The 17,260-nt window shown below is 54.5% G+C and carries 15 protein-coding genes; 2 read left to right on the top strand and 13 right to left on the bottom strand.

What is annotated here, in order from left to right; genetic code table 11:
• Nucleotides 1–102: 102 nt before the first annotated feature.
• The gene (gene smc / locus EHV15_RS22160; RefSeq protein ID WP_128633124.1) at nucleotides 103–3,675 is read right to left on the bottom strand and encodes a chromosome segregation protein SMC; all 3,573 of its coding nucleotides are present in this window, start codon (nucleotides 3,673–3,675) and stop codon (nucleotides 103–105) included.
• Nucleotides 3,676–3,876: 201 nt separating this feature from the next.
• Here smc and EHV15_RS22155 point away from each other — a divergent pair, with 201 nt between their 5' ends.
• Nucleotides 3,877–5,388, top strand: a complete 1,512-nt coding sequence (locus EHV15_RS22155) for a serine hydrolase domain-containing protein (protein ID WP_128633123.1) — start codon at nucleotides 3,877–3,879, stop codon at nucleotides 5,386–5,388.
• A gap of 69 nt (nucleotides 5,389–5,457) precedes the next feature.
• On the opposite strand, the gene EHV15_RS22150 is transcribed toward EHV15_RS22155, so the two are convergent.
• Nucleotides 5,458–6,948 carry a stalk domain-containing protein gene (locus EHV15_RS22150; protein ID WP_178075932.1) on the bottom strand — a complete coding sequence of 497 codons (1,491 nt, stop codon included), beginning with the start codon at nucleotides 6,946–6,948 and terminating at the stop codon, nucleotides 5,458–5,460.
• Between the two features lie 296 nt (nucleotides 6,949–7,244).
• Between EHV15_RS22150 and EHV15_RS22145 the strand changes: the two genes are divergently transcribed.
• Complete coding sequence (locus EHV15_RS22145; RefSeq protein WP_128633121.1) at nucleotides 7,245–8,609, top strand: helix-turn-helix domain-containing protein; 1,365 nt, start codon at nucleotides 7,245–7,247, stop codon at nucleotides 8,607–8,609.
• A 108-nt stretch (nucleotides 8,610–8,717) separates the two neighbouring features.
• On the opposite strand, the gene EHV15_RS22140 is transcribed toward EHV15_RS22145, so the two are convergent.
• The 11 genes from EHV15_RS22140 to EHV15_RS22090 all read right to left on the bottom strand — a co-directional run bounded on the left by EHV15_RS22140 (nucleotide 8,718) and on the right by EHV15_RS22090 (nucleotide 17,040).
• Nucleotides 8,718–8,918 carry a hypothetical protein gene (locus EHV15_RS22140; protein WP_128633120.1) on the bottom strand — a complete coding sequence of 67 codons (201 nt, stop codon included), beginning with the start codon at nucleotides 8,916–8,918 and terminating at the stop codon, nucleotides 8,718–8,720.
• Between the two features lie 59 nt (nucleotides 8,919–8,977).
• Nucleotides 8,978–9,682, bottom strand: a complete 705-nt coding sequence (rnc, locus tag EHV15_RS22135; RefSeq protein ID WP_128633119.1) for a ribonuclease III — start codon at nucleotides 9,680–9,682, stop codon at nucleotides 8,978–8,980.
• 13 nt (nucleotides 9,683–9,695) lie between these two features.
• Nucleotides 9,696–10,934 carry a beta-ketoacyl-ACP synthase II gene (gene fabF, locus EHV15_RS22130; protein ID WP_128633118.1) on the bottom strand — a complete coding sequence of 413 codons (1,239 nt, stop codon included), beginning with the start codon at nucleotides 10,932–10,934 and terminating at the stop codon, nucleotides 9,696–9,698.
• Nucleotides 10,935–11,061: 127 nt separating this feature from the next.
• On the bottom strand, nucleotides 11,062–11,295 hold the full coding sequence (gene acpP / locus EHV15_RS22125) for an acyl carrier protein (RefSeq protein ID WP_128633117.1): 234 nt from the start codon (nucleotides 11,293–11,295) through the stop codon (nucleotides 11,062–11,064).
• A gap of 68 nt (nucleotides 11,296–11,363) precedes the next feature.
• On the bottom strand, nucleotides 11,364–12,113 hold the full coding sequence (gene fabG, locus EHV15_RS22120) for a 3-oxoacyl-[acyl-carrier-protein] reductase (RefSeq protein WP_128635475.1): 750 nt from the start codon (nucleotides 12,111–12,113) through the stop codon (nucleotides 11,364–11,366).
• Nucleotides 12,114–12,305: 192 nt separating this feature from the next.
• On the bottom strand, nucleotides 12,306–13,241 hold the full coding sequence (fabD, locus tag EHV15_RS22115) for an ACP S-malonyltransferase (RefSeq protein WP_128633116.1): 936 nt from the start codon (nucleotides 13,239–13,241) through the stop codon (nucleotides 12,306–12,308).
• A gap of 43 nt (nucleotides 13,242–13,284) precedes the next feature.
• Nucleotides 13,285–14,271, bottom strand: a complete 987-nt coding sequence (locus tag EHV15_RS22110; RefSeq protein WP_128635474.1) for a beta-ketoacyl-ACP synthase III — start codon at nucleotides 14,269–14,271, stop codon at nucleotides 13,285–13,287.
• A gap of 13 nt (nucleotides 14,272–14,284) precedes the next feature.
• A complete protein-coding gene (gene plsX, locus EHV15_RS22105) occupies nucleotides 14,285–15,271 on the bottom strand; it encodes a phosphate acyltransferase PlsX (RefSeq protein WP_128633115.1) in 987 nt (328 codons plus the stop codon).
• A complete protein-coding gene (gene fapR / locus EHV15_RS22100; RefSeq protein ID WP_128633114.1) occupies nucleotides 15,255–15,851 on the bottom strand; it encodes a transcription factor FapR in 597 nt (198 codons plus the stop codon). The genes plsX and fapR overlap by 17 nt, the downstream gene beginning before the upstream one ends.
• Nucleotides 15,852–16,284: 433 nt before the next feature.
• Nucleotides 16,285–16,458, bottom strand: a complete 174-nt coding sequence (rpmF, locus tag EHV15_RS22095; RefSeq protein WP_009222962.1) for a 50S ribosomal protein L32 — start codon at nucleotides 16,456–16,458, stop codon at nucleotides 16,285–16,287.
• Nucleotides 16,459–16,512: 54 nt separating this feature from the next.
• Nucleotides 16,513–17,040 carry a YceD family protein gene (locus EHV15_RS22090; RefSeq protein ID WP_128633113.1) on the bottom strand — a complete coding sequence of 176 codons (528 nt, stop codon included), beginning with the start codon at nucleotides 17,038–17,040 and terminating at the stop codon, nucleotides 16,513–16,515.
• Between the last annotated feature and the right edge of the window lie 220 nt (nucleotides 17,041–17,260).

Genomic DNA, 17,260 nt, shown 5'->3' with positions numbered 1-17,260 from the left:
TTAAAATGCCGTTAATTCGCTTCGGGCAGCCCTCTTCATTATCGCACAATGCTTGCTGCCAAGCAATTTTGCACCAGCTGCTTTGAGCCCCGATTAGCGGGATCAGGCGATTTCCATCGTCTCCTCGTCGTCCAGCTTCACCGAAACGAGCTTGGAAACGCCGCCTTCCTCCATCGTCACGCCGTACAGCACGTCGGCCTCCTCCATCGTTCCTTTGCGGTGCGTTACGACGATAAACTGCGTTTGCTCGGAAAACTCCCGCAAATACTGGGCAAACCGCGACACGTTCGCTTCGTCCAGCGCCGCCTCGACTTCGTCGAGCACGCAAAACGGCACCGGCTTCACCTGCAGGATGGCAAACAGCAGCGCCATCGCCGTCAAAGCGCGCTCCCCGCCGGAGAGCAGCTGCAGGTTTTGCAGCTTTTTGCCCGGCGGCTGGGCGACCACATCGATGCCCGTCTCCAGCAGGTTGTCCGGATCGAGCAGCACCAAATCCGCCCGACCGCCGCCAAACAGCTTGGAGAAAACGATGACGAACTCGCGCCGGATGGCGTCAAACGTCACCTTAAACCGCTTGGACATCTCCTCGTCCATCTCGCGGATAACCTGATACAGCGTCGTTTTCGCTTCCACCAGGTCGTCCTTCTGCTCGGTCAGGAACTGATACCGCTCGTTGACACGGTTGTATTCCTCGATTGCGCCGAGGTTCACCTCGCCAAGCAGGGTGATCTGCCGTTTCAGCTCCTTCACCTCGGCCTGGGTCTGCGGCACATCCTCCGGCACCGCGTAGCGCTGCTTGGCCAATTCGTAGCTCAGCTCATAGTCTTCCGACAGCTTGCGCAAAATATTGTCCAGTTCCACGTCGAGCCGGTTGGCCTGGATTTCCGTTTGCCGCAGCTGCTCTTCCACGGCCTTCAGACCGATCCGCTGCTCTTTCGTTTCGCTTTCGCCTTCCTCCAGCTTCTTCACAAGCACGGTGCGCGACGCGCGCTCCATTTCGAGCTGCTCGCCGGCGTGTTCCTTCTTCAGCTTGAAATCGTTAAGCTCTTCGCGCTGGCGGACGCTCTGCTCTTCGTTTTGCTGCAAATCCGCTTCGATCGACTGCAGAATCGTGCGGTTCTGCTCCAATTCACGCTGCTGGATTTGATATTCTTCTTCGGCGCGGCGGAGCTGTTCGCGGAGCGAGGAGCACTCCTGGTCCAGCTTGCCTTCACGCACCTTAAGCCCGGTTAGCAAATCCTGCAGCTCTTCCTTGGCCGACTCGCTCGCTTTGCGCGCAAATTCAGCCGCCCGGATCGACTGCTGCACGGACTGCTCTTCTTTCTCCAGCTCCACCAGGCGTTCTTGCGCCGCTTTTTTCGTCGCCTCCAGCCCTTCCAGCTCTTTCTCGTATTGGCCTTTTTCCTGGCCATAGAGTTCAAACTGCTCCGAAACATGCCGCCATTCGTGCTCGACCTGCTTCAGGTCGCCGGCGGCGGACTGCTCCTCCGCCCGTTTGGCGTCGCCCGCCTCGCGCAGCCGGTTCAGATCGCTCTCCGACTTGGCAACCTGGCTGCGGACATCGGTCAGGCCTTTGCGCAGCTTGTCCAGCATTTCTTCGCTTTCGCGGATGTCGGCGGCCAATTGGTCCAACTGGCGTTTACGGCCGAGCAGGTTGCTGTTCTTGCGGTGCTGGCTGCCCCCGGTCATCGATCCGCCGGCGTTGACGACATCGCCTTCGAGCGTGACGATCCGGAACCGGTACTGGCAGCGGGCCGCCATTTTGTTCGCCTTTTCCAAATCGGTGGCAAACACGACGTTGCCCAGCAAGCTGCCGACGATATCGGCATAACGCGGCTCATAACCGACCAGTTCGGCGCCGATGCCGACGAAGCCTTCGGCGTCCTCCATTTGCCGCTTGTCACCCGCGGAAATTTGCCGCGGGCGGATGACGTCGAGCGGCAGGAACGTAGCCCGCCCAAGCTGCCGCTGCTTCAGGAAGGCGATCGCCTGCCGGGAAACGGCTTCGTTCTCCATGACGATATGCTGCATCGCCCCGCCGAGCGCGGTCTCCACGGCGATTTCCAGCTTTTCGGGTACGCGGATCAGCTCGGCTACAGCCCCGTGTACACCGGGCAGAACCGATTTCTTGGCGGCTTTAAGCACTTCCTTGACGCCGAGCATAAAGCCGTCGTAATCCTCTTCCATTTCCTTCATTGTATCGCGGCGCGACACCAAACCTTCGCGCTTCTGCTCCCATTTGCGGATACCGCTTTGGCTTTCCTCGACGAGCTTTTGCAGCGATTGGTGATGTTCGCTTTGCTGGATATATTTGCTGCGCAAATCGGAAATCTCTTTCCCCAGCTTCTCCAGCATCGCTTCCAGTTCGCTTTTGCGCGCTTTCAGGCGCTGCTGCCCCTCGGTCCACTTGACGCCTTCCTCTTCGGCCCGGTCCATCCGGCGCCTTACGCTTTCCTTCTGCTGCTCGGCATAATGGATTTCGTTGCGCGCCTGCGCCATCTGGTTCATGATCTCCAGGAGCTGGCCCTTCAGGCCTTCCTCCTGCGCCTGGCTGATGCCCCCGGTCACCCCGATCAGCTTGGCTTCTTCATCCGCCAGCTCGCGGCGCAGCTCTTCCAGCTGCTGCTCGGCGGCGGTGAATTTGGCCGTAAGCTGCTCCATCTCCTGCGAACGCTGAGCATAACGTTCCTCGCTGACCGCCAAAGACTGCCGCAGCTGCTCCCGGTTCTGAGCCAGGTTTTTAGCCCGTTCCTTGAGCACCTCGCCGTAGCCTTCGCTTTTTTCGTAGCTTTCGCTGTATTCCAGCAGTTGCGCCTGCAGCGTTTCGATCCGGTCTTCGACCTGCCGCAGCGCCAAACGGTCGCTTTCCAGCTTGGCGTCATGGGCGGATACGACCGTGGACAAAGCGAGCTGTTCTTCCTGCAGCTTGGTGAGCTTGGCGTTGGCCTCGCTCCAGGACTCATGAATTTGCTCAATCTGATGGACGTACAGCGAAATTTCTTTATTTTTCAGCTGCTCGCGCAGTTCCTTGTATTTCAGCGCTTTTTCCGATTGCTCCTTCAGCGGTCCGACTTGATCCTCCAGCTCGCTGATCAGATCGTGAATCCGCAGCAGGTTTTGCTCCGTATCATCCAGCTTGCGGCGGGCTTCGCGCTTGCGGCTTTTGTACTTCACGATTCCCGAAGCTTCTTCAAAGATACCGCGGCGATCCTCCGAACGCGTGCTCAAAATCTCCTCGATCCGGCCTTGTCCGATGATCGAATACGCCTCTTTGCCGATCCCGGTATCCATGAACAGCTCGGTAATATCTTTCAGGCGGCAGGCCTGCTTGTTGATGTAATATTCGCTTTCCCCGCTGCGGTGGACCCGCCGGGTTACCGTCACTTCGCTAAAGTCGAGCGGCAGCGCCTGATCGCCGTTGTCCAGCGTCAGCGAAACCTCCCCGTAATTCACCGCCTTGCGCGCATCGCTGCCGGCAAAAATAATGTCCTCCATCTTGCCGCCGCGAAGCGATTTGGCGCTTTGCTCCCCGAGCACCCAGCGGATGCCGTCGGAAATATTGCTTTTGCCGCTGCCGTTAGGTCCTACTACAGCGGTAATGCCGCGGACGAATTCCATTTCCGTCTTGTCCGCGAATGATTTGAAACCCGCTAGCTCGATCCGTTTCAAAAACATACGTTCACGATCACCTCTAACGACTATTGTAACACACAGCAAGCCCCGCAGCACAGGCCGTCAAGCGGATCGGCGCCACGAGCGCCTTTCGCTGCCCAGCGCGCTGACCCAGATGCTATAATTCTCCTGAGAGTCTTGAAATCTCCATCTTGTTTTGCTAGTCTGATAGACAATCTTATATCGGCAAAAGGAGTTCTAACGATGAGCAATATCACGCATTTAATCCGCAATTATTCCAAAGTCCATGACAGCTTGGAGCGAGTCAGCGGGCAAACGGACCGAGAAGACCGCCATATGCACCATAAAAGCAGCTTTAAAAGTCGCGTAGGCCGTACCGCCGCGATGCTGTCCCTTACCGCAGCCATCGCGCTTTCGGCCGGCGTTGGGCTCTATCCGCAGGCCACGGCAACCGCCGCGGCGATGGCGACGACAATCGCGGTTGATGGGAATGCTGTTACATGGAGCGTCGAACCGCAGATGCGCAAGGGCACGACCTTTGTCCCGCTGCGGGAAACCGCGGAACTGCTTGGCGCAGCCGTACGCTGGAACACGGCCGAACGCGTTACCGAGTTGAAGCTCCACGGCGATACGATTCTGCACCGCCCAGGTACGGCGGAATTCTTGGTCAACGCCTATCCCGTTCAGGCCTCCTTGCCTTCGTTTCAAAAAGACGGGACGACGATGGTGCCGCTGCGAACGCTCGCCGAAGTTTTGAAGGCCGACCTTTCAACGATTTCGCTCTCCGGCCATACCGCGATCAATCTAACCCTGGACGCAGAAACGGTTGTCTCGGGGGAAACCGGACAAGCGGACCAATATTTGATCGATCAGCAATATTCGGGCATCGCCCTGATCGCCAAAGACGGGCAAATCCTGCTCCGCAAAGGCTACGGCTACAGCGATGAAAACCGGCTTGTCCACGCCGGCCAAAAATCGCGCATCGCCTCCTTGACGAAGTCGTTTACCGCCGCGGCGGTCATGAAGCTGGAGGAAGAGGACAGACTCAAGCTGGACGATACGCTGGAATCCTACATTCCCGGATTTCCGTCCGGCGACCGGATCACCCTGCATATGCTGCTCTCTCATACCTCCGGATTATCTGCAAATATCCCGCGCGAGCCGGGCATGACCTTGCAGCAAACGATCGATGCGGTCAAAGCCAAGCCGCTGGAATTTGAACCGGGGACCGATTTCAAATACAGCAATATCGGGTATGTACTGCTTGCCTCCATCATCGAACAGGCATCCGGGATGGAATACGGGGCGTATTTGCAGCAAAACTTCTTCCAACCGCTAAGCATGAAAGAGACGGGGGAAGCGGATTTGTCCACACCGGTCATTAAGGGATATGTCCGTCAAGATAACGGCTGGACGCTGGCTGAGGATTATATCTCGCAATCGGGCACGGGCAGCCTGTACTCGACCGTGGACGACCTGCTGAAATGGGACGCGGCTTTAAATACGGATGAAGTGCTGCAAACGGCTTCGTTGGAAAAAATGTTCACCCCCTATTCGGCCAAAAACTACGGATACGGCTGGATGATCAAACAACAGGGAGACCATACGATCGTCTTTCATAATGGCAGCGGTACGGGTTATGCCACAGGATTGTCCCGGGAAGCCGGCGGAGGCGTTACGATTATCCTGCTCGGCAACCACGCCGGGATCGATATGCTCGAGCTGATGGAAAGCTTGCGCGGACTGGTTGAATAGGAACCAAAAAAAGATCGAAGATCAGACCTCTGAAAATAGAGCCTGTCTTCGATCTTTTCTTATATCGATTTATTGCGAGCTTTCGCCGAGACGAACTTCCCCGGTCTCCCGGTTCCAATCCAGCGGGATTCCCAGCTTCTCACAGATCAGCTCTAGCGGATACAAGGTGGAGTTGGCCAGGAACGGCAGATCTACCTCCTCCTTGGACGCCTTCCCGTTTACCAGCAGCACCGTCCGGTCGCTCCGTTTAAATGCCACGGTCTGCCCGTTATAGGAAAAGGATATCACCGAATATGTCCGATTGTAGTTTTTCGGATCGGGATTGGACTGCACGGTTTTGGTTTTGACGCCCAGCGCTTCAAATACACTACTGTAGGGTACGTACAGTTTGCCGTCAACAATAGCCGCTGTCGCGTAAAATTGCACATTCTGCCCGTTAACCTTAAAGGAGAAAGGAGGCAGCACTTGAGCAATTCCGCCTTCTTTTATCTGCTGCGAGCTGCTGTCCGTTCCCATACCGGAGTAGTAGCCGTCGCCCCATGCCAGCAATTTTCCATTTTTGCTGATCGCATACCCGGTTTGACCGTAAGTTCCCTCGATTGTCTTGATCCCGGTGAGTCCCTGCACCTGAAACGGTTTGGCTGACTGGCCCGTGTTGTAATCCCACTGCCAGACGGTCCCGTTGTCCTTCAACATATACAAGCGATTATAACCTGTTTTGATCTCTTTGATGTCCTTGACACCGCTGAGATTCTTGACTACAGCCGGCGGCTCTTTAGTGTCGGCATTCCAACGAAGGATGCTGCCGTTTTGGTGCAGGAAAAATACATCCCTCGCCGATACCGCCATCTGCTCAATTGAGGATACCAGAGGTTTTACTTCTTTCAGCTCGCTCTCTGTGCGGTATCTGTCGTAATAGCTGTTGTACAGATTCAAAGTGCCTACGTTTCCGCCCTCCGTCAGAACGACGGCTTCGTATCCTGCTATCACGGCATCCTGAACATTAGTGAAGCCTTTAAGCGGAGTAAGCTTGATATCATAAGATTTGTAGTCTTCCTGGAAAGACGGGTACCATAACGTTGCTGTGCCGTCCTTATGAATGGCGATAGAAGCATACGGGTCCGAATAGGCAAGGCGCCTCACGTCCTGCAGCTGTTCTACCTTAACCGGCTCCCCCCGCTTCTGATAGGGAAGAATGGGATCCCCGCTGACATAACGAGAATAGAAATCCCCCCATGCCCAAACTTCTCCGTCCTTGCTTACTGCAAATGAAGTGCGTTCACCTGCCTGAACCTGGACAATTTCCGGCAACCCGGCTATCGTTTTGGGCACAAACTGATCTATGGAGGTTCCGTCACCAACTTGTCCGAATTTGTTGTATCCCCAGCCCGTCACCGAACCGTCACTCCAAGCAGCAACTCCATGTCCGAACCCGCCCGCGGCACTTACCGGCTGTACAGATGACGCCGCCCCCGCATCGTGAACCCATGCAGAAGCACCAACCGTCACCGCAAGGACAGCCGCCAAAAATCCGCTCACCCAGCGTTTTCCAGTTTCCAACTGTAATATCTCCCTTCTTCCATAAACTGCATATATATCTGCGATATACTGACGCCGGTTAAGGGAAAATGTTTCGCTAATATGAAAAATTCCCTCTATTTAACGAACCCCCAGCGTTGTTCGCGACGGTATTGGTGGCCGGTCCGGCGAAAACCTAACGGTTGCAGCAGCCGCCACAGAAATTTAACTTATAAGTTCAAATTAACCAATTGACCAAAATTCATAATGTGAGTATATTTGTATATAATCGGAAACGAATTCGGTGATCAGCTTCGCGTATTTAAGGGGTGGTTAATTTGAAACATACAACCACGATTCTTGCGGAAATCAGAAAGTTTATGGAGCAAAACGGTTTAACCTTGCTCCAGTTAAGTCAAAAAGCCGGAATAAACACGGGCTCGTTCAGCTCGATTTTAAACGGCAAGCGGTTGTTGAACGCGACGCATCTGGATTCGATCACTGCTGCTTTGGCTTTGCCTGAGGGTTATTTTTACGAACAATATATCGAGGAATTCCTCGCTCAAACCGCGCCCGATTGGCGCAGAGCTGGTCCTTTTTTAGACCGCTGCGCGGAATTGGACAAGCTGGACTGCATTCGGCAGGTCACAGGCATTTTGCTTGACAACCTGATGTATTTGCCACTGTTGTTCGAAGCCGCCGAGGATTTTTTTCAACGCGGTCTGAAGGAGGCCTCCGCCATCCTGTACGAAAACGTGGCAATGAGCGAAAGGATGCAGCATTCGGAACGGCTTGCCATGTGCCAATATCGCTTGTTTTTGTTAAGACAAGGTGAAGACCAGGAGAAAAACTATCAAGCGGCCATCCAATTCGAGCCATTTGTCGACCGCTTGGATGAATTCGATCAACTAGACGCCTTAAAGGATTTAGGAAATACGTACCGCTGCTTATACCGTTGGGATCAAGTAGAGAAAATTGCGCATGAAATGGAATTAAAAGCGAAGATGCAATACACCTTAAATCTTCAATCCGGAAGGAATGCGCATTCCCCAAAAAAGCCCAGCAGGCCGCTGTTTTCATATCTAGCTCTATCTAATTTGTTTCTTGCTGACGTATACAATGCCAAAGGAGACTATGAGCAGGCGTTAAGATATACATATGCCTATGCTGATCTAAGTTGGGTTAAAGAAACGGATAAGGACACTTTGCATTGGAAGGAACTGTTCCAGAAATGGGCGGAGGCCAATCTTTATGTTATTAAATTATCATCCGGCGATGTTAGCGTTCTTCCGGATTACATAGCATATATTGAAACGAAAGAAGAAGAGATTCTTCCGGCGCTGGTCATTATATTGAGAGCTGCAAATCAATATAATATCAACGTTGATGACATTCTCCTCCGATTTGATTCATATATTACGGCATCAATAAAGGAACAACAGGCCACTGACGTATACACAGACCAGTTTATGTCGAATTCGTTAGCTTTTTTATTATATGAACTAGCTAAATATCAATTAAATAAATCAAGCTATAAAGAGGTATTCGATGCTTTACAAATCAGTTTGGAAAAATCCGTTATCATAAACAACAAAACATGTCTAATTAGATGTCGATGTGCAGGATTATTGGAACTTTTATGCCGACTTGGCTACTCTTTCGCTGATGAGCAATCCCCGAAAAAAGAATGTTCTTTAACCTAAGTTGGTTGATGTTAATCGAACCTGCCCATTCTTCACAGTCCTGTAAAGCCCCCGCAGAATCGGCGGTCCTCTGATGCAAATCAAACCCATGCCGAAAATAGAGACAATTTATGTCGTTATTGCTGTAATTCCCCTTCTCCCGTGCAAAATAGCGGAAATTTTTTCCGTTATTTCGGAAGCTGGCTTGAAAAAACCGCCTGTTTGCTCACATATTTCTAAAATAGTGGAATAAAATCCCTCTATTTTTGTTGTACTCCCTTTTTCACCGAAAATAAGGCCCTTTTTTACCGCTATTCCTATAACCGCCACAAAAAAAGGCTGCCCCCAGGTCCTAACGAACCTGCGGAACAGCCTTTTTCATTTCTGCATTAATCTCGGGAATCGGACTCCTTCAACACATTCAGCGCTACAGCCGCGGCCTGCTGCTCGGCTTCCTTCTTGGACCGGCCGGTTCCCCGGCCCAGCGCGCGGCCCTCCATCCAAACCTCGGAGACGAACTCGCGCTCATGGGCAGGTCCCCGCTCTTCGATGATCCGGTATTCCAGCGTGCCCATATTATGATGCTGAGTCAACTCCTGCAGCTCTGTCTTGTAATCGCTCGTCTGCAGTTTCCCGTCAAACGTCAATTGGGAAAAAACATGGCGATGAAGGAACGCAGTAGCGGCTTCCAGGCCCTGATCCAGGTATAACGCGCCGATAAAAGACTCAAACACGTCGGCCAGCAGCGCCGGACGCGTCCGCCCCCCCGTCAGTTCCTCCCCTTTCCCTAACAATACGTAATGGCCAAATTCCAGACTTTCGGCAAACTTCACCAGCGACGGCTCGCAAACGATCGCGGCGCGCAGCTTCGTCAATTCGCCTTCGGGACGGTCCGGAAATAACCGGTATAAATGCTCCGAAACGGTCAATTCAAGCACGGCATCGCCAAGAAACTCCAGGCGCTCGTTATCCTCATATTGACTGAAGCGGTGCTCGTTAACGTAAGATGCATGGGTGAAGGCCTGTTTCAAAAGCTGCCTGTTTTGGAACGACAGCCCAAGTTTTTGCTGTAACTGCTTCAGATCTCCATTCACCGAACTTAACCCCTTATGCTTCGAGTTTCTTGATAATGATCGTGGCGTTGTGTCCGCCGAAACCGAAGGAATTGGACATAGCCACCCGCACATCGGCCTTTCTCGCTACGTTGGGAACGTAATCCAGATCGCATTCCGGGTCCGGATGCTCCAAATTGATCGTCGGCGGGATCACGCCGTGCTTCAGCGTCAGTCCGCAAATCACGCCTTCGACGCCGCCCGCTGCGCCCAGCAAATGCCCGGTCATCGACTTCGTCGAGCTGACGGCCACTTTGTAGGCGTGGTCGCCAAGCGCGTTTTTGATCGCGATCGTTTCCGAGCGGTCGCCGACCGGCGTCGAAGTACCGTGGGCATTGATATAATCAATTTGCTCGGGCTCGATGCCGGCATCGCGGATCGCCATCTTCATGCAACGCTCCGGCCCGTTCGGGTCCGGTTCAGTCATATGGTGAGCGTCCGCGCTAAGCCCGTAGCCGATGACCTCGCCATAAATTTTCGCGCCGCGTTTCTTCGCGTGCTCCAGTTCTTCCAGAATGAAAATGCCTGCGCCCTCGCCCATAACGAATCCGTCGCGTTCGAGGTCGAACGGCCGGCTCGCCTTCTCCGGCTCGTCATTGCGCGTCGACATCGCCCGCATGGAGCAAAATCCCGCCAGACCAGTCGGGCGGATCGTCGCCTCCGCGCCGCCGCAAATCATCACATCGGCGTCACCCCGCTGGATGAGCTTGTACGAATCGCCGATGGAATGAGTTCCGGTAGCGCACGCCGTCACCGCCGTCGTGTTGGGCCCTTTGGCGCCAAACAAAATCGAGACGTAGCCGGAAGCCATGTTCGCAATCATCATCGGAATAAAAAAGGGACTCACGCGTTTCGGGCCTTTTTCCAGCAAAATGTTGTGCTGATCCTCCCAAGTACCGAGACCGCCAATCCCTGAACCGATCATCACGCCCACCCGCTCCGGGTCGGCCTGTTCGGCGATATTCAGACTGCTGTCTTCCAATGCGCTTTTGGCTGCCGCCGCCGCAAACTGAACAAAGCGGTCCATTTTCCGCGCTTCCTTGCGGTCCATGTAATCTTCGGGATTAAAGTCCTTGACCGATGCGGCAATGCGCGTCGGATATTCGCTAACATCAAACGAGTCGATAGCGGAAACGCCGGATTTCCCCTGCACCAGATTGTTCCATAACGTATCCAGATCTTGTCCGAGCGCGGTTACGACGCCCATACCCGTTATCACTACTCTATGCTTCAAACACACTCACCTCGTATGGACTACATGTGTACCATGCAAAATGTATTTCCAAGAAAAAACGACGCTCATGTCAAAATGAGGAGAAGTCCCGCCTTCTTGTAAGGAGGTACGGGACTTTGGAATGACATTAGGTATGAGATTGTATGTAGTTTACAACTTCACCTACGGTCGTAATCTTCTCAGCATCTTCGTCTGAAATTTCCAGATCGAATTCATCTTCCAACTCCATGACCAATTCAACTACGTCGAGCGAATCAGCACCAAGGTCATCTTTGAAAGACGCTTTCAGCGTCACTTCGGCTTCGTCAGCGCCGAGGCGATCCACTACAATGCGCTTTACGCGATCAAATACATCGGACATCCGGTTCACCTCCTCTTTGGTATTATACGAGAATTGCCGCTAAAATGCCATAGAAGCGAGAGATGCAATTACATATACATCCCGCCGTCGACATGCAGCGTTTGTCCGGTCATGTAGGACGCGCCATCCGAAGCGAGGAATACGGCAACTTTCGCGATTTCCTCCGGCTGGCCCAAACGCGCCAGCGGGATGCCGGCCAGCATGTTTTGGCGTAGATCCTCAGGCAACTGATCGGTCATGTCGGTCTCGATAAACCCAGGCGCGATACAGTTCACCGTAATGCCCCGCGAGGCCAGCTCGCGGGCCGACGATTTCGTCAAACCGATGACGCCGGCTTTGGCCGCCACGTAATTGGCCTGCCCCGCATTGCCCAGCACGCCGACGACCGAGGAAATGTTGATGATGCGCCCAGAGCGTTGTTTCATCATCGGCCGGGTAACGGCTTTGATGCCGTTGAATACGCCTTTGAGATTCGTCTCGATGACCTGATCGAACTCTTCTTCCTTCATGCGCATAATTAAATTATCTCTAGTAATGCCCGCGTTATTCACCAGAATGTCGATCCGGCCCCAGGCGTCCAGCATGCCTTTGACCATATCCTCAAACTGCTGGCTGTTTCCAACATGGGCTTTGACGGCATACGCTTTGACGCCAAGTGCCTCGATTTCGGCGACAACGCCCGCCGCGGCCTGTTCGTTTCCGGCATAATTGACGGCCACATCGGCCCCGGCTGCAGCGAGCGCCAGCGCAATGCTGCGCCCGATGCCGCGCGACGCTCCGGTAACGAGAGCGGTTTTGCCCTGAAGCGGTCTACTCACCATGTTCATCTCCTTTCAATTTAGTTTAAGAGGCAGTTCAAGTGATTTCCATATTATCTTTGTCGCCATTCTTGAAGCACGGCCGTGCGCTCTCCATCCGGCCGACTAGCGGCCGAAACGGGGATGTTCAAGCAAGCCGTATCGCTCCTTTGCGGCGATCCGCACCTAAATATCAGAGGCGGGTCTGAACGTTTATCCCAGCGCGGCCGCGGTTTGCTCCAGGCTCTCCAGGCCGCTGACGTTGAACAAACGCAGCGATTTGTCGATTTTTTTGATTAGTCCGGTAAGCACGCTTCCCGGCCCGATCTCCACGAAGGTGTCCACACCTTGCGCAATCAGCCAGGCGACGCTGTCCTCCCAAAGCACGGGCGAATACACCTGCTCCACCAGCAGCTTGGAAATGTCGCTCCCGCTTTGAACCGGGCGCGCGGTGACATTCGCGACAACCGGAACGGAAGCATCCTTGAACGTTACGCCCGCAAGCTTGTCCGCCAGACGCTCCGCCGCCGCTCTCATCAGCGAGGAATGAAACGGCCCGCTGACTTCAAGCGGAATCGCCCGTTTGGCCCCGATCTCCTTGACGCGTTCGGCGACCTGCGCAACGCCTTCCTTGCTGCCGGAGACGACGATCTGCCCCGGGCAGTTGACGTTGGCGAGCTCGACTAGCGCTCCGCCGGCAGTAATATCCGCGCAGAGCTGCGCCAGCGCCTCGCGTTCGCCGCCAAGCACCGCAGCCATCGCCCCCTGCCCGCCGGGTACAGCCTGCTCCATATACTCGCCGCGGGCGCGCACAATCGAGACGGCGTCTTCAAAAGCAAGCGCCCCGGCCGCCGTTAACGCGCTGTACTCGCCCAGGCTGTGTCCGGCGACATAATCCGGCGCGAAGCCTTTGGCCGCAAACGCTTGATGCAGCGCCACACTGGCCGTAAGCAGCGCCGGCTGCGTGTTGGCCGTCTGCTTCAATTCGCTTTCCGGCCCTTCAAAAACAAGCTGGGAAAGCGGAAAGCCCAATTTTTTATCCGCGGTATCAAATAAGTTCCGGGACGAAGGCAGCGCGTCATATATATCCTTACCCATTCCGACGCTTTGGGAACCCTGCCCGGGAAAAACAAATGCCAATTTGCCCATCTTGTGCACTCCCTATGTCAAAAATACTAGTCAGTCCAGCGCCCTACCACACCAGCACGGAAGCTCCCCAGGTCAGTCCGCCGCCGAAGCCGACGAGCAGCAGCGTGTCGCCTTCCTTCATCCGGCCTTCCTCCGCCGCTTCAACGAGCGCAAGCGGAATGGAAGCCGCCGACGTGTTGGCGTATCTATCCACGTTGATGACGCATTTTTCCTCTGACAAATTCAGCCGCTGCATCGCCGATTGAATAATGCGGATATTGGCCTGGTGCGGCACGAACAGATCGATGTCCTCTTTGCTCTTGCCCGCTTTGCGCAAGACTTCCTCGGTCGCGTTCTCCATCACGCGCACCGCGAATTTGAACACTTCGCGGCCGTTCATATAAAGGTAATGCTTACGCTCCGCAACCGTCGCCTCCGAGGCCGGAAGCCGGGAGCCTCCCGCAGGCAGGTTAAGCTGCACGCCGCCGGCGCCTTCCGCGCCCAAATCGAAGGAGAGGAATCCGCGTCCTTCCGGCACCTCGCCAAGCACGACCGCCCCCGCGCCGTCGCCGAACAGCACGCATGTATTGCGGTCCGTATAGTCGGTGATGCGGGACAAGGTGTCGGCGCCGATCACCAAAGCGTTTCTGTACATTCCCGTCTGAATAAAACCGTTGGCCGCAGCCATGCTGTAGACGAAACCCGAGCAGGCGGCGGACAAGTCGAACGCGGCCGCCTTTTTGGCCCCAAGCTTATCCTGCAAAATGCAGGCCGTGGACGGAAACGCCATATCCGGCGTAATCGTGGCCACAATAATCAGATCCAAATCCTCCGCCGCCAAGCCCGCGGACTTTAGCGCCCGCACCGCGGCTTCATACGCCAGATCGGACGTCGCTTGCTCCGGAGCGGCGATATGGCGTTCCCGGATTCCCGTCCGCGATACGATCCACTCGTCATTGGTATCCACCATTTTTTCCAAATCGGCATTCGTCAACACTTTTTCGGGAACGTATTTCCCGGTCCCGATAATCCCTACCGAACGTAATTTCATTAGCTTCAATCACTCACTTCCCGCTGATTTCCCGTGCTATGCTCTCCGTCAGTTTGTTTTGCAGCGCTAAACGCGCCTGGCGCACGGCGTTTTTGATCGCTCCTCCATCCGAAGAGCCATGCCCTTTGACGACAAGTCCGCTAAGCCCCAAAAGCGGTGCTCCCCCGTGTTCCTTGTAGTCAAGCGTTTGCTTCAGTCCGCGCAAAGACGGCATCAGCACCGCTGCGGCCAGCTTGTTTTTCCAGGATTTCGTAAATTCCCGCTTTAGAATCGAAAACAGCGTACCCGCCGTTCCTTCCAGTGATTTGAGCAAAATGTTGCCGGCAAACCCGTCGCACACCAGCACATCGCAAGCGCCGGTCAAAATATCGCGGGCTTCCACGTTGCCGACAAAGTTGACCGGCAGCTCCTCCAGCAGCGGATAGGCCGCCTTGGTCAGCTCATTGCCTTTCATCGCTTCCGTGCCGACGTTCAGAAGCCCAACGCGCGGTTTCGCGATCCCGTGCACCTTTTCGCGGTAAACGCTGCCCATCAGCGCGTACTGCGCCAAATGCTCCGGCTTTGCGTCCATGTTGGCGCCAAGGTCCAGCGCCAGCACGCCGCGCTCGTCAACGGTCGGGATCATCGGCGCCAGCGCCGGCCGCTCGATCCCCTCCATGCGGCCGACGACGAGCAGCCCGGTCGTCATGAGCGCGCCGGTGTTGCCGGCCGAAATCATCGCGTCGGCTTCGCCCTCGCGGACGAGCCGGCCGGCGACGACCATCGAGGCGTCTTTTTTGCGCCGGACGGCTTTAACCGGCTCATCCTCCGCTTCGATGGTTTCCTCCGCAGGGTGGATGCGCAGGTTTGCCGGAGCGCCCTCCAGCATCGGCCTTAGCACCTGCTCTTTTCCGACCAGAACGATCTCCGTGTCGCTCCATTCCCTGGCCGCAGCCAGCGCGCCCTCGACGGTGCTTTGCGGCGCATGATCCCCGCCCATGGCATCAATGGCGATTCTCATGATGATTCCCTCCTTCATGTCTGTCCTCTCCCGTAGAACGGTAAATGACGAAGTTTCCTTGAAACACCATCTCTTCTCCGACATATGTAAAAACCTCTACCCTGGCTTTTCCTTTTTGCCCCGAGGAAGGCCGTACATACGCTTTGGCGATGCACTTCTCCCCCAAATGGACCGAGCGGATAAAGCGGATGTCCGCGGAAAACGTCAGCGCAATCTCGTCATTGATGACGGCGACGGCCAAGGAGTTGGCCTGGGCGAAAACATGGTGGCCGCGGGCGATGCCGGTCCGGGAGAACACATGCTCCTCGCGGATTTCAAAGATCGAGATCCCGCTTTTGTCCAACTGCAGGTCAACGATTTCCCCGATCACTTCATGGAGCGGCAGCGACCTGACCTGGTCGTAAGAGCGCTCCGCCATCAGCTTCATCCGCTCCCGCAGCTCCGGGATCCCGAGCTCCATGCGATCGAGCCGAATCGTCTGGATGCTGACTTTCAGCCGCCGGGTGAGCTCCTGGTCCGTGATGAACGGATTTTCTTCGATAATTTGGACGAGCTGCTGCTGTCTCGCCTTTTTGGGCAAACGTTCGATGGGTGTTCCCCTCCCTGATGATCATAGAGACAGTTCAACACTGAACTGAACCGGCTAAACCTTTATACTTCCAAATTTCAAAATCATTTCGTCCAAAGTCTGCAAAACTGCAGTTCTTTTCGGCTATCCAAGCGCATCAAACGCAAATTCACGCTGAAAAAAACTGCACTTTCGCAGGAATCTATGCGCACGAGTTCTACCTCTATCATTATCATTAGAACCTGGTACTAAATTTCAGTATAAAACATCCCGCTGCAAAAAGAAAGTGGCATTGCCATAAACCATACGGGGCAGGGATTCGGGCAACCTCCGAAAGCGGCCGGGAAGCGGCTGCCCGAATATTCCTCCGCCATTCTAACGGGTACCGCAGCAAAAAAAATAGCACCTCACCGAAATGAAGTACTACTTGAAATTCAGATACAGCTTATTGACCAATAATTTCTCTCGATTTGTATGTTCCGCAAACTTTGCATACGTGGTGAGCAAGCTTCAATTCGCCGCATTGTTCACATTTCACCATGCCCGGCACAGCCAATTTGAAGTGCGTGCGGCGTTTGTCGCGGCGCGTTTTGGACGTTCTCCGTTGAGGTACTGCCATGGTTCCCACCTCCTTATTCAAGTCAACCCATTTAACGGTATGCTTTATTCGTGTTTACTGCTTGTTTTTGAAAAAATCACCGAGCGCTGCGAGGCGCGGATCGATCACTTCGGTGTTGCAGCCGCATTCCCGTTCGTTCAGATCTGCTCCGCAATTGGGGCAAAGCCCTTTGCAGGATTCCTTGCAGACAGCGGCAAACGGCAGATTCAGCAGCAACGTCTCCTCCGCATATGGCGTCAAGTCCACTTTGTCCTCGGCGACATATTGCAGATCGTCGTCTTCATCCTGCGCTTGCATGTCCATCTCGGGATCGTCACTTTGTTTGAAGCTCTCTGCAAATTCCGCTTCGACCGTGCGTTTCAAAGGCTTCAGACATCTGGAGCACGTCATGTCGAGCTCAGCCGTCAGCTTGCCCCTGACATCGACAACTCCGCCGCCGGAGGCTTCCGCCCGCAGATCAACCCGTAGCGGACTGATCCCGGTGATGTCCCTGCGGCCTTTAATCACCCGGCTGACATCCAAGTTCTGATGGATCTCCACCGGAGCTTCCGACGATGCCACCTGGCGAAAATGTATAAACATCAGCATCACTCCAAACAAACAAAATTTATTATACCGATTTCAAGCAAGTTTTGTCAACAATATAGCTTAATTCGTGGTATATTTTGTAGGAATAGCAGCTTAAAACATAAATCGACGCTTGGCTGCTGGACAAGTGCACAAGCGTAAAAGAACGAAAAAAATCTAACGGTTGTGAGCGGCGCTATTTGGGTAAAAATGAGCGAATACAAAATGTAACGCT

It is taken from the genome of Paenibacillus oralis (assembly GCF_003863965.1).
GTDB classification, from domain to species: Bacteria; Bacillota; Bacilli; order Paenibacillales; family Paenibacillaceae; genus Fontibacillus; species Fontibacillus oralis.
This window is presented reverse-complemented; position numbering and strand designations above follow the sequence as displayed.